The 11,929-nt window shown below is 39.8% G+C and carries 15 protein-coding genes and 4 pseudogenes; 12 read left to right on the plus strand and 7 right to left on the minus strand.

Translation table 11 applies throughout. From position 1 onward, the window contains the following. Positions 1 to 24: 24 nt before the first annotated feature. From KUH03_RS43870 to KUH03_RS47650, 3 genes are all read left to right on the plus strand, one after another. Entirely contained in the window at positions 25 to 279 is a 255-nt protein-coding gene (locus KUH03_RS43870; protein ID WP_257097899.1) for a DUF4294 domain-containing protein, read from the plus strand. A gap of 74 nt (positions 280 to 353) precedes the next feature. Further along, a complete protein-coding gene (locus KUH03_RS43875; RefSeq protein ID WP_257090840.1) occupies positions 354 to 572 on the plus strand; it encodes a redoxin domain-containing protein in 219 nt (72 codons plus the stop codon). A gap of 685 nt (positions 573 to 1,257) precedes the next feature. Further along, positions 1,258 to 1,731, plus strand: a complete 474-nt coding sequence (locus KUH03_RS47650) for a hypothetical protein (protein ID WP_306429356.1) — start codon at positions 1,258 to 1,260, stop codon at positions 1,729 to 1,731. A gap of 96 nt (positions 1,732 to 1,827) precedes the next feature. Here KUH03_RS47650 and KUH03_RS43885 read toward each other — a convergent pair. The 7 genes and pseudogenes from KUH03_RS43885 to KUH03_RS43915 all read right to left on the minus strand — a co-directional run bounded on the left by KUH03_RS43885 (position 1,828) and on the right by KUH03_RS43915 (position 5,059). Beyond that, a pseudogene (locus KUH03_RS43885) lies at positions 1,828 to 2,635 on the minus strand (phosphate ABC transporter ATP-binding protein). Beyond that, complete coding sequence (locus KUH03_RS43890) at positions 2,593 to 2,883, minus strand: hypothetical protein (protein ID WP_257090842.1); 291 nt, start codon at positions 2,881 to 2,883, stop codon at positions 2,593 to 2,595. The pseudogene KUH03_RS43885 and the gene KUH03_RS43890 overlap by 43 nt, the downstream one beginning before the upstream one ends. Then, positions 2,853 to 3,392, minus strand: coding sequence for an ABC transporter permease subunit (locus tag KUH03_RS43895; protein ID WP_257090843.1), 540 nt, complete (start codon positions 3,390 to 3,392; stop codon positions 2,853 to 2,855). Before KUH03_RS43895 ends, KUH03_RS43890 begins: the two co-directional genes overlap by 31 nt. A 44-nt stretch (positions 3,393 to 3,436) precedes the next feature. Further along, positions 3,437 to 3,655 carry a hypothetical protein gene (locus tag KUH03_RS43900; RefSeq protein ID WP_257090844.1) on the minus strand — a complete coding sequence of 73 codons (219 nt, stop codon included), beginning with the start codon at positions 3,653 to 3,655 and terminating at the stop codon, positions 3,437 to 3,439. After that, positions 3,655 to 4,332, minus strand: a complete 678-nt coding sequence (locus tag KUH03_RS43905; RefSeq protein ID WP_257090845.1) for a PstC family ABC transporter permease — start codon at positions 4,330 to 4,332, stop codon at positions 3,655 to 3,657. The genes KUH03_RS43900 and KUH03_RS43905 overlap by 1 nt, the downstream gene beginning before the upstream one ends. 1 nt (position 4,333) lies before the next feature. Next, complete coding sequence (locus KUH03_RS43910; RefSeq protein WP_257090846.1) at positions 4,334 to 4,522, minus strand: hypothetical protein; 189 nt, start codon at positions 4,520 to 4,522, stop codon at positions 4,334 to 4,336. Between the two features lie 114 nt (positions 4,523 to 4,636). Continuing rightward, the gene (locus KUH03_RS43915; RefSeq protein ID WP_257090847.1) at positions 4,637 to 5,059 is read right to left on the minus strand and encodes a PstS family phosphate ABC transporter substrate-binding protein; all 423 of its coding nucleotides are present in this window, start codon (positions 5,057 to 5,059) and stop codon (positions 4,637 to 4,639) included. 385 nt (positions 5,060 to 5,444) lie between these two features. Between KUH03_RS43915 and KUH03_RS43920 the strand changes: the two are divergent. The 9 genes and pseudogenes from KUH03_RS43920 (at position 5,445) to KUH03_RS47660 (ending at position 11,800) form a co-directional block, all read left to right on the plus strand. Continuing rightward, a pseudogene (locus KUH03_RS43920) lies at positions 5,445 to 7,546 on the plus strand (HEPN domain-containing protein). 11 nt (positions 7,547 to 7,557) lie between these two features. Next, positions 7,558 to 8,253 (plus strand): uroporphyrinogen-III C-methyltransferase, encoded by a 696-nt coding sequence (gene cobA, locus KUH03_RS43925; protein ID WP_306429357.1) that lies wholly within the window; start codon positions 7,558 to 7,560, stop codon positions 8,251 to 8,253. Positions 8,254 to 8,317: 64 nt separating this feature from the next. Next, positions 8,318 to 8,746 (plus strand): bifunctional precorrin-2 dehydrogenase/sirohydrochlorin ferrochelatase, encoded by a 429-nt coding sequence (locus tag KUH03_RS43930; protein WP_257090848.1) that lies wholly within the window; start codon positions 8,318 to 8,320, stop codon positions 8,744 to 8,746. Continuing rightward, on the plus strand, positions 8,743 to 8,895 hold the full coding sequence (locus tag KUH03_RS43935) for a hypothetical protein (RefSeq protein ID WP_257090849.1): 153 nt from the start codon (positions 8,743 to 8,745) through the stop codon (positions 8,893 to 8,895). The genes KUH03_RS43930 and KUH03_RS43935 overlap by 4 nt, the downstream gene beginning before the upstream one ends. 39 nt (positions 8,896 to 8,934) lie before the next feature. Then, on the plus strand, positions 8,935 to 9,303 hold the full coding sequence (locus KUH03_RS43940; RefSeq protein WP_257090850.1) for a phosphoadenosine phosphosulfate reductase family protein: 369 nt from the start codon (positions 8,935 to 8,937) through the stop codon (positions 9,301 to 9,303). 22 nt (positions 9,304 to 9,325) lie between these two features. Next, entirely contained in the window at positions 9,326 to 9,613 is a 288-nt protein-coding gene (locus KUH03_RS43945) for a phosphoadenosine phosphosulfate reductase family protein (RefSeq protein ID WP_257090851.1), read from the plus strand. 23 nt (positions 9,614 to 9,636) lie between these two features. Continuing rightward, a pseudogene (cysD, locus tag KUH03_RS43950) lies at positions 9,637 to 10,525 on the plus strand (sulfate adenylyltransferase subunit CysD). A gap of 32 nt (positions 10,526 to 10,557) precedes the next feature. Beyond that, positions 10,558 to 11,234: pseudogene (locus KUH03_RS47655) on the plus strand (GTP-binding protein). A 47-nt stretch (positions 11,235 to 11,281) separates the two neighbouring features. Next, complete coding sequence (locus KUH03_RS47660; RefSeq protein ID WP_306429358.1) at positions 11,282 to 11,800, plus strand: hypothetical protein; 519 nt, start codon at positions 11,282 to 11,284, stop codon at positions 11,798 to 11,800. Positions 11,801 to 11,929: the final 129 nt, after the last annotated feature.

Below are 11,929 nucleotides of genomic sequence, written 5' to 3' on the forward strand. Positions count from 1 at the left end.
CGTTGTGAAAATGACGTGAAACAAATGTTTAATAGGGAAATTAAAAACATGACCATTTCCCAGGGTAAAATTCTTATAAAACTGATCGATCGTTATACAGGGCATACAAGCTACGAAATGGTAAAAGAAATGAAAGGTGGAATCTCCGCGTTCTTTTATCAAGGGGTTGCCAAAATTTTTGGGCATAATCTAAAATCTGCGTACGATCCAAAGGAGGACTTCGAAATCGAAAACATTATCCGGGAATTTGAAAGATCAAGACCTAAACCGGTCATGTAGATTTCGATATGCTAATTACAAGGAGACTTGAAAAAGTATCCGGATCCTCATGTAAATACCTAAATTAAGATAATATGAAAACGATTTATGACTTTGATGCCTTGCAATTCAATGGAACCATGAAATCTCTAGGGGATTTTGAAGGAAAGGTTTTGTTGGTCGTCAATACAGCGAGTCAGTGTCTGTTTACGAGACAATTTAAATCGCTTGAAAAGCTCTACCAAAAGTATAAAGAAAAGGGGTTTGAGATACTTGCATTCCCGTCCAATAACTTTCGGAATCAAGAACCCTGACAGGCAGTACGTTGGAGACATTTTGTCGAATAAACCAACAAGTCAGTTTTCCAGTTTTTAAGCGTAGCCATGTCGTTGGTACCTATACGACGCCATTGTATAATTTTCTTTCAAATAAGACAGAAAACGGTCATATAAATAGTAAACCTTCCTGGAACTTTCCAAGTACCTGATCAACAAGCAGGGAGAGGTTGTGGATTTCTATTACCCCACGACTTCGCCATTGTCAGGTAAAATTTGTCGTAATATCGAACGACTTTTAGCGGAGTAAACAACAAACTTTCTACCTTTGACCTCGGCTTCACAGCAGTAAGTCCATCTATGTTGGCTATCGTCAAAATAAGCTAGCAATATGAAAGAATTAACTGCAGAATCATTTTAACCGATTTTGGTGAAATTGGAAGCTGTAAACAAAAAGAGGATATCAATATGCTAAAACTAGATTTATTAGTCATTGCTGTGCATCCCGATGACGCAGAATTAGGGGCAGGCGGAGTAATGGCAAAATATGTTGCTGAAGGAAAAAAGTAGGAATTGTAGACCTGACACAGGGCGAACTAGGCACACGCGGTACAGCTGAGACAAGGGCGCAAGAGGCAAAAGATGCCGCAACGATCCTGGGATTGGCTACTCGCGAAAATCTTGGTCTCAGAGATGGTTTTTCGAAAATGCTATCGAAGAAAAAATGGCTATTATAAGTGCAATAAGGAAATACCAACCTGAAATTGTTATTACCAATGCGATTACCGACCGTCACCCTGATCATGGCAGGGCAGGACAGCTTGTGAATGAAGCTTGTTTCCTTTCGGGTTTAAGAAAAGTGGAAACAAAAGATGAAAATAATCATGTCCAAGAAGCCTTTCGACCACGGTTAGTATTACAGTTTGTACAGGATTATTATATCAAACCTGACGTGGTTATTGATATTACGGACTACTATACTATCAAGGAGAAGTCAATCCTAGCCTATAAAACACAATTCTATACAGGTGAAAACACCAATCCAGATGAGCCACAAACCTATATCTCCAATCCGGATTTTATGGAATCTACTGCTGCTAGAGCGAGAGAATTTGGCCGTTATATCCAGGCAAAGTATGCGGAAGGATTTACTTCTAAAAAGATATTAGGTGTTGATGATTTATTCGACCTGAGATAAAGAAGCTGTAATAAAAGTAAAGAAGTGAAAAGTCGAAGATTTTATGGAGCCTCCTAGAATCTTCGACTTTTATATATATAAACGATAGGCAGTTTATCAGGAGATAAAACCTTTTACATATTGTTTTGTAATCTCATGCTGTGGATTTAACAACACTTGCTCAGTGGGACCAAATTCAAGGATTTCTCCCCATAAACGAAAAGAATATAGTCGGACACCCTTCTAGCTTGTCGTAAGATATGTGTAACCAGAACAATGGTATAATCCTGCTTAAGCTCAATTAATAATTCTTCAATTTTTGCTGTGGATAATGGGTCCAATGCGGAAGTCGATTCATCGCCAAGTATAATTTCAGGTTCAACAGCAAGGCCCTGGCTAAACAAAGTCGTTGCTGCTGTCCAATCGAAAGACCACTTGCAGACTGCCCCAAACGATCCTTGACCTCATCCCATAAGGCTACATTTCGCAATTGTGTCTCGACAATTTTATCCAGTTCCTTTTTATTCTTGGTGCCATGTATACGCGGGCCATAAGCGACATTATCGTAGATGGACATCGGTAAGGGATAAGGTTTTTGGGATAAAAGCCCCATCTTCTTACGAATATGTGTTACCTCAGCATCCTTACCATAAATATCCTCACCGTTCACGAGCACAGACCCTGTTATTTCAACACCTTTCGTATCGTCAACCAGTCGATTAAGTGTTTTCAGCAAGGTGGTCTTACCACAACCCGAAGGCCCTATAATAGAAGTTACACTATTGTTGGGTAAGGCAAGATTAATATTTTTTAAGATATGTCGTCCGTCGATATATACATTAAGATCCTTAATCTGTATATGGGGATCAGTTAATGGGCTGTTTAACGACGATTCTTTTGTTTCGATTGAAGGATATGCGTGCATACTACGATAATTAAAATAATGATTGTTAAAACCAGGGCTGAAGCGTAAGCTCGCCCCTGTACCTCAGGAATTGGACTACTTAACTGAAAAAATATGGCCAAGGGAAGTGTTGCTGCAGGTTCATCTATATATTTAGGCAGATTATCACTAAAGCCTGTTGTCAATAGCACACCAGCAACATCACCAATAGCCCTTCCAAACGCCAACAGAATAGCCGTTAATAGTCCAGCGCGAATGCTCCGCAACATAACCTTAGCGAGCTCCCAACGTGTTGTACCAAGGAAAGCGTGACATTTTTCAAATCTTCAGGAATCGTTTTGATTAATTCGTCTACTGTCCGTACCACAATAGGGATCGTCAATAGTGTGACCGTAATGATACCACCCAATAGCGAAGCTCTAATACCAAAATAGACCATGATACCAAAGCCGACAGCACCATAAACAATGGATGGAACACCGTAAAGTACATCGAACAAAAGCTTTGAAAACTGTGTTACTCTGGAATTTGTTCCTAAATAAATATTAAGATAAAGAGATATTGGGATGCCAATAAAAGCGGAAAGGGCAGTCGCTACACCTGCCAGATAGAGTGAACCTAATATGGCATTTAAGATTCCGCCTTCTTTGCCGATGTAAAACCCACCTTTGGGCAATTGGCTGACCATCTCCCAATTGAGATAGGGAAGCCCCTTATAGAGGATCGTACCTACAATAAAAAATAGGGAAGCAGTCACTGTGATTCCGGACAGATGCATGAAACCCTTCGCGATTTTTTTCGCTCAATAACCTTCTTTTGGTATTATCCATCTAAACCTCCTTCGAGACGTCTCAAGATCAGACGTGATATTAAATTGAAAACAAATATGATCACAAATAGCAATAATGCTGAAAACATCAATGCTGACTCATAAAGTGGGATAGACATCATCTCACCAAAATTGTTGGCAATTAAAGCTGGGATGGGGTAACCGGCATCAAAGATGGACGTAGGAACCTTAGGCACATTACCACAAACCATTAATACCGCAATCGTTTCTCCAAACGCACGAGAGGTTGATAGGACAATTGCCGCAATAATCCCGGGCTTTGCTTTTTGAGAATAACATGTTTTATGGTATCCCATTTTGTTGCTCCTAAAGACAAAGAGGCTGCTTTTAATTCATATGGAATCGTTTGGAGCACCTCAACCATAATTGAAATCATGATCGGAAATATCATGACTGCCAACACGACCCCACCGGCTAACACCGAATAACCAGATGTCACCACGCCAAAAATCGGAGCAATATAAAGCTGGATCAATGGTATAATAAATAACACGCCCCAAACACCATATAGCACTGGAGGAATGGCAGCCAAAACATTAACAAGCGGGAGCATCATATTTTTCAATGCATCTGAAGCATATTCAGTCAGATAAACAGCTGTTAATATACACAGTGGTATGGCAATGGCAAGGGATATCAATGTGACAGCGAGTGTGCCAGCGATAAAAGGCAAAAATCCGAATGAGCCCTTCATAGGCGCCCATACTTTGTCTGTCAACAGCTGAAATACATTGCTATATTCAAATAGTGGAATGGATTTTACGGTTAAACCGACCGCAATAATAAGGACAACTGAAAGCGAAATCAGCAGCAATAATAATGTGGACCGTTTTACTAAAGTATCTTTAACTAGACGTGTATTTAGCATGCTATAACTTATTTAGTTCTTCATTAATCAGTGTTGCACTCAATGGTACATAACCATTTTCCAGTAATTGTGATTGCGCCTGTTTCTGTAGTACAAATGAGATAAATTCCTTCAAGAGCAGAGATTCTGTCTTATTACGTGTGACAAATGTCAGATCACGCGAAGGGGGCAGGGTATCTTCCCGCCGCAACCGCTGCTGTCAAGTCCGACAGGGAGCCATAGAATTGCTCATCTGCTTCGATTTTCCCATTTTTATTTAAATCCAATGGCAATACATCAATATGATCAAATACTTTGTTTGTCTTTAAATTATATACATAATTAATGTTGTTGAAGCCAATGCCAAACTTATCATCTTTAATCGCTTGGGCGATGCCAGGGTCTCCGAAGATGCCAACACCTTGCAGATCCTCCTGTTTGTGTCCAAAAATTTGGCCCAGGTTTCTGCCGCTCCGGCGGCATCCGAACGCACGTAGACATTAATCGGATCTGCTGTAAACTGCGGATCAATTTGATTCCATGTTTTAAATTTTCGATTGACAAAAATATCCGCAAGTTCCTCCCGTGTTAAACCTCGTTTCAGTAATGCTTTATAATTCGGATTGCCCGGATTCAATGTACAAATCACAGCGTCTTTAGCAACGATAATAGGAACTGCACCTTTTTTAACTTCTTGCGCATGAAGATCCCGTGATACCAAACCAATGTCTACCATACCAGTTAGCACATCGGCTATTCCTTTGCCCGCTCCGCCTGCGGAAATATTAAAACGAACATGAGGGTGAATTTTTTAAAGTCTTCACTCCAGATTACCACCAAAGGGTAGAGGGCAAAGGCTCCAGATAATGAAATATTACCTTCAAACCCTAACTCTTTGCTATATCCATTCTTTACTTTTGGCGCGCATGACGTGATCTTAGATACAACTATAAAGCTAAAAACAAGGACTATAAAACATCTTTTATCATTACACCTATTAGTCTACAGGTTTAGTATATTAAATTTTATACGGCAAATATATATTAATTTGGTAGATATTATAGAATATTAAAAAATATTTTTACATTTGACATCGAGAAAAGAATACTAAATCAATAGATTTTATTTGTTTTATGCAAAGCTTCCGTACAGAATTAGAAAATCCAGTCGTGGAAAAGGAGATTATTGAACTTGAAAAAAGATTCGGTTATTTCACGAAGGTAAGATCGCTGATGAGAAATTTAGATCACTGCGCCTTGCCAGGGAGTATATGGACAGAGACAACCAGGGGTTCAAATGGTTCGTATCAAACTTCCATTTGGAAAAGTTACTTTTAAACAATTGATCAAAATCGCAGCAATCTCTGATGAATATGCAAGTCGCAACCTGCATCTGACCACACGTCAGGATATTCAGATTCATTACGTCAGTCTGGATCGCACGCCAGAACTTTGGTCAAAATTGGCAGAGGACGATATTACCCTAAGGGAAGCCTGTGGTAATACTGTTCGTAATGTAACGGCTTCACCAACTTCGGGTATTGATCCGAAAGAACCTTTTGATGTATCACCATATGCACAGGCGACATTTGAATATTTTCTACGTAATCCAGTCTGTGCGGAGATGGGTAGAAAATTCAAGATGTCTTTTTCTGCAAGTGAAGAGGACACCGCTTTCTCGTATATCCATGACTTGGGTTTTATTCCAAAATTAAAGTATGTCGATGGTGTAGAAGTACGTGGTTTCAAAGTCTTGCTAGGAGGTGGACTGGGATCACAGCCATTTTTAGCATCGCTAACAAATGAATTTCTACCGGAAGATGAGCTAATTCCTTATATAGAGGCTACCTTAAGAGTGTTTGACCGATACGGCGAACGCAACAACCGTAACAAGGCTCGCTTTAAATATCTTATTCAGAAACTTGGCTTGGAAGAGGTGTTAAATCTGATCGAAGCAGAAAAGATTGCTACAAAAGTAAAAGCTTTCGCTATCGATCGAACCAAAATTAAACAACCGCTACCACCGGATGACAGCCAAATCACCGTACTTGATCTCGATACCGATTTAAACTATCAGGTATGGAAGAATACGAATACATTTGAACAAAAGCAAGCAGGCTATTATGGTGTCTATGTACGTGTTTCCACCGGGGACATCGGTACCGATAAAGCGCGGTCCTTGATCGCTGGACTAAATGATCTCGTTGCGGATGATATCCGGATAACACAAAACCAAAGTTTGCTATTGAAGTATGCAACCGAAAAGTCGCTACCTCATATTTATCAACTGCTAAAATCATTAGATCTTGCTCAGGTAGGCTTTGACAGTACTGCAGATGTGACAACATGCCCTGGCACGGACACCTGTAATCTTGGCATTTCAAATAGTACCGAAATGGCGCGGGTCATTGAGTCATATATCGCCGAATTCCACCAAGATTTTATTTTCAACAGAGATTTGAAAATTAAGATATCCGGTTGTATGAATTCCTGTGGCCAACATGGACTGGCACATATTGGCTTCCATGGCAGCTCAGTTAAAGCAGAGGGTAAGGTAGTTCCTGCCGCCCAGGTTATGCTCGGTGGTGGCACGATCGGCGATGGTGAAGGCCGGGTAGCCGAACGGATTATCAAAGTACCCACCAAACGAGTATTGCATGTGGTTGAATTCGTACTGAACGATTACAAAAAGAATGCGGAAGAAACTGAAAACTTTCATGCGTATTACGACAGACAAGGTAAAAATTATTTTTACAATCTATTAAAGCCACTGTCAGATCTAACAACGCTTTCGGAAGATGAGTTTGTGGATTGGGGACATGAAGGTACTTTTCAAACAGCGATAGGTGTGGGTGAGTGTGCTGGGGTAGTGATCGATCTGGTAGCAACATTGATTTATGAGGCGGAGGAAAAGCTGCAATGGGCAAATGAGACATTCGGGAAGCAAAATTCGCAGACGCTATCTATCATGCATACAATGCCTTTGTTCAGGCAGCGAAAGCCTTGCTGTTAGATAAAGGTATTAGCGCAAGCACACAAAATACAGTGATCAATGAATTCCAGACACATTTTGTGGAGTCCGGGAATATAACTTTGATCAGTCATTTCCGGAGCTTGTCTTACAAATCAGTAAAAATGAACCTACGGAGGTTTTTGCAACAGGTTATCTACAAGAAGCCACAAAGTTTATCAATGAGGTTTATCAACGTAAAAATTTAACGCCTGTATTGGCTTAGGAGGGAACGGAATGTCGATAGAAGCAAAAGTAACTTTAGTAGGTGCTGGGCCAGGAGACCCAGAATTGATTAGCCTTAAAGGGATCAAAGCAATCCAGAAAGCGGATGTTATTTTGTATGATGCGCTGGTTAATGAAGAACTATTGGATTATGCGAAGGCAGATTGTATAAAAATTTACGTCGGAAAACGTGCTGAACAGCTTTCAACATCACAAGATGAAATCAATCGCTTACTGGTTGATTATGCTTTAAATTATGGGCATGTGGTGCGTTTGAAAGGTGGAGATCCCTTTGTCTTTGGACGTGGGGGTGAAGAGATCGATCATGTGGCACAATATGGTATTGAAACAGCCGTTGTACCGGGTATTTCCTCCGCTATCGGTCTGACGGGGCTACAGCAGATTCCTTTGACCTATAGAGGGATTAGTGAAAGCTTTTGGGTGATAACAGGGTCAAAATCTGATGGTAGTTTATCTAGCGATCTATACCTAGCAGCGGAATCCAATGCGACTGTAGTCGTTCTGATGGGCTATGGAAAATTAGCAGAGATCGTGGCCATCTACCGGGATAAAAATCTTCATCATTTACCTATCGCTTTGATTCAGAACGGTTCACTGCCCAATGAAAAGGTTGTATTGGGAACAATAGACAATATATTAGATGAATCTACTGAAAAAGAGTTGGGGTACCAGCTATTATCATCATAGGTGAAGTGGTGGCGAAACACAGATCGTTTCAACAGATTAAAGAAAAGGCGCTTGCATTATAAATATGAATCAGTTGTTTCCCATATTCGTTAAACTTGATCAGATCCAGACCTTACTGGTCGGAGGAGGAAAAGTTGCGTTGGAAAAATTCCAGGCATTGATAACAAATGATGAGCGATTGAACCTAACTGTTGTTGCAAGGGAAATTGTTCCAGAATTTGAACTATTACTCAGGAATTATCCTCACATTCAACTTCATATACGTCCTTTTGAGACGACTGACATTGAACACAAGCAACTTGTGATTGCGGCCACGAACAATATGGAACTGAATGATGAACTTCGTGCGTTAACATCACTTCACAATATACTTTTCAATGCCGCGGATAAACCAGATCTATGCGACTTTTATTTGGGATCAATTGTTACTAAAGGCAATCTAAAAGTTGCGATTTCCACAAACGGCAAATCGCCAACGATTGCAAAAGGGTGAAGGAACTGCTCAATGATCTATTACCAGCTGAAATCGACGAAACGCTTTCACTGATGAGTGAATATCGTGAACAGTTGAAAGGGGACTTTGAATTTAAGGTAAAGAAGCTGAACGAACATACCAAAAATATATTACGTCATGAGCGTTAAGGAAATTAAAGAAATTATCGGTGATAAAAGGGAGTGGAGATGCTGCAAGTAATTGCATCCCTATATCCTTCAGAAGTTGTTTTTTCGACATCTTTTGGGATAGAAGATCAGATTATCACCGAATGGATCGGCAAAAACAATATCGGTATCGAGATTTTCACTTTAGATACCGGTCGATTATTCAAAGAGACGTACTCTTTGTGGAGCCGCACATTGGAACGTTATCAACTGAATATCAAGACATACACACCAAACACAATATTGCTGGAAGATTTTATCAGTAAAAGGGGCCTAATTCTTTCTATGGATCTGTTGAAAACCGTAAAGAATGTTGTCGGATCAGAAAGATTGAACCATTGCAGCGTGCTATCAAAGGAAAAAAATCTGGATTACCGGCATTCGGTCTGAACAATCGGTCAATAGACATGATATGGATTTTGTAGAGTACGACGAAGTAAATGATATCATAAAAATCCATCCGCTGTTTGAATGGACCTTTGATCAGGTAAAAATGTATTGTAAAGAACAGTATATTCCCTATAATGTCTTACATGACAAAGGATTTCCGAGCATTGGTTGTCAACCCTGTACAAGAGCTGTTCAGGAAGGAGAAGATTTTCGTGCCGGAAGATGGTGGTGGGAAGATCAGAGTAAAAAGAATGTGGTTTACATGCTGTTAAATCTTAATCATAAAAAAGCGTATACCCGAATTCATTAAATCAAATTTTATTATTTCAAAGAATGGACTATTTAGATCATTTAGAAGCGGAAGCAATATATATATTAAGAGAAGTCGCTGGACAGTTTGAAAACCAGCACTATTATTCTCGGGCGGAAAAGATTCCATTACATTGGTTCATCTAGCAAAAAAGCTTTCAGACCGGGTAAATTTCCCTTTCCACTGGTTCATATTGATACTGGGCACAATTTCCCAGAAACTATTGTTTTCCGTGACAGTCTTATTGAAGAAATTGGAGAAAAACTTATTGTTGGCTATGTCCAAGATAGTATAGATCAGGGCAAAGTCGTTGAGCAGAAAGGTAAAAACGCAAGTCGTAATGCACTTCAGACTGTTACCTTACTCGATACGATCTCGAAACACGGTTTCGATGCATGTATCGGAGGAGCACGTAGGGATGAGGAGAAAGCACGTGCAAAAGAACGTATTTTCTCAGTTCGTGATGAGTTTGGACAATGGGATCCAAAAAGACAAAGACCAGAGTTGTGGAGTATTTTCAACGGTAAGATAAACAAAGGCGAGAATGTACGGGTATTCCCGATATCAAACTGGACTGAGCTCGATGTCTGGAATTATATCAAACGCGAACAGATTGCATTACCATCCATTTATTTTAGTCACGAGCGGGAGGTAATTACCCGTAACGGACAATTAATGGCAGCAGCACCATTTTTGAATATTGATGAGGAAGATGTTGTTGAGACTAAATCTGTTCGTTTCAGGACGGTCGGAGATATGACCTGTACAGCAGCAGTAGATTCTACAGCAACTGCTTTGGATGATATCATCGCGGAAATCAAGGCATCAACAGTCAGTGAACGTGGGGCTCGGATGGATGACAAAGTATCCGAGGCAGCAATGGAAGAACGCAAAAAACAGGGATATTTTTAATTCCTCAAATCTAATACTTGATATTGACAACAATGAATATATTGAAATTTATAACAGCTGGTTCGGTAGACGATGGTAAAAGTACCCTAATTGGTCGATTGCTATACGATACCAATTCTATTTTGGATGACCAATTGGAAGCGATACAGCGTGCCAACCGAAAAAATGATGATGGAACAGTAGATTTAGCGATATTAACGGATGGACTAAAGGCAGAACGCGAACAGGGGATAACCATCGATGTCGCTTACAAATATTTTCAGACCGATCATCGAAAGTACATTATCGCTGATGCTCCGGGCCATATCCAATATACGCGAAACATGGTTACCGGCGCATCCAATTCTGAGCTGATTATCATCTTGGTAGATGCACGGAAGGGGTTATTGAACAAACGAAAAGGCATTCGTTTATTGCTAAATTACTAGCGATGAAGCAGGTATTAGTATGTGTCAATAAAATGGATATGGTAGATTATAGCGCTACTGTTTTTGAACAAATCAAAAATGATTACCAGCAATTGGCTGCCAACTTGGGACTTCAGGACGTTGATTTTATCCCAGTATCCGCATTGAAAGGTGACAATATTGTTCATAAATCCGATCGTATGCTCTGGTATTCCGGAGAATCGCTATTGGATTACCTGGAAAATGTTGAAATTCATGAAAATCAAGCGGCGAATGGAGATTCCCTGTACAATGGGTTGTAAGGCCACAAACAGATGACCTCCATGACTATAGAGGATATGCCGGTAGAGTGTTAGGAGAGGGGCTTACTGTAGGCGATCAGGTGATTATTTATCCTTCTGAAACATATAGTACCATAAAGGCGATAGAATTTAACGGCCTAAAGCTTGACCGAGCAGAAAATGGACAGTCAGTTATTCTTCATTTAACAGACGATGTGGACATTAGCCGTGGCGACACGATTGCAAATGTTGAAAAACAGCCAAAATTTGAGCGCAATATACAAGCAAACGTATGTTGGTTTGACAATAAGCCCTTGGATACCGAACAGATCTACTTGCTTCAAAGCCACAGTAAATTGACAAAAATTAAGATTGTCGATGTGCTTTATAAATTTGACATCAACACACAGGAAAAAGTTTTCGACGAAACGATCAAGCTCAATGATATTGGTCGGATTGCAATCAAATCTGCTGAAAATCTTGTATTTGATTTACAGACAGAAAATTCTGCAAATTCTCAAGCCATTGTCATAGATCCACGGACTAACTTAACAGTTGGTGCTTTGATGATTCAGGCAGTTGATTAGCATTTTTCAATCTGTAAATATTCAACCTAAATATTTATTGAGGAATCTGAGCGTTTCGCTTGGATTCCTTTTTATTTAAAATATGTAAGCCTTATTTGTAAATCATTGTAAGAAAACTTATTTTATATA

Origin of the sequence: Sphingobacterium sp. E70, from assembly GCF_019285695.1 — a bacterium.
In the GTDB taxonomy this organism is placed as follows: Bacteria; Bacteroidota; Bacteroidia; order Sphingobacteriales; family Sphingobacteriaceae; genus Sphingobacterium; species Sphingobacterium detergens.

Excerpts from the sequence above, each read along its gene's own strand:
- KUH03_RS43930 (WP_257090848.1), top strand. The coding sequence starts at position 8,318 with ATGAATCAGTTGTTTCCCATATTCGTTAAACTTGATCAGATCCAGACC.
- KUH03_RS43945 (WP_257090851.1), top strand. The coding sequence starts at position 9,326 with ATGGATTTTGTAGAGTACGACGAAGTAAATGATATCATAAAAATCCAT.
- KUH03_RS43895 (WP_257090843.1), bottom strand. The coding sequence starts at position 3,392 with ATGCATCTGTCCGGAATCACAGTGACTGCTTCCCTATTTTTTATTGTA.
- KUH03_RS47650 (WP_306429356.1), top strand. The coding sequence starts at position 1,258 with ATGGCTATTATAAGTGCAATAAGGAAATACCAACCTGAAATTGTTATT.
- KUH03_RS43900 (WP_257090844.1), bottom strand. The coding sequence starts at position 3,655 with ATGGTTTGTGGTAATGTGCCTAAGGTTCCTACGTCCATCTTTGATGCC.
- KUH03_RS43940 (WP_257090850.1), top strand. The coding sequence starts at position 8,935 with ATGCTGCAAGTAATTGCATCCCTATATCCTTCAGAAGTTGTTTTTTCG.
- KUH03_RS43875 (WP_257090840.1), top strand. The coding sequence starts at position 354 with ATGAAAACGATTTATGACTTTGATGCCTTGCAATTCAATGGAACCATG.
- KUH03_RS43870 (WP_257097899.1), top strand. The coding sequence starts at position 25 with ATGTTTAATAGGGAAATTAAAAACATGACCATTTCCCAGGGTAAAATT.
- cobA (WP_306429357.1), top strand. The coding sequence starts at position 7,558 with ATGTCGATAGAAGCAAAAGTAACTTTAGTAGGTGCTGGGCCAGGAGAC.
- KUH03_RS43890 (WP_257090842.1), bottom strand. The coding sequence starts at position 2,883 with ATGTTGCGGAGCATTCGCGCTGGACTATTAACGGCTATTCTGTTGGCG.
- KUH03_RS43905 (WP_257090845.1), bottom strand. The coding sequence starts at position 4,332 with ATGCTAAATACACGTCTAGTTAAAGATACTTTAGTAAAACGGTCCACA.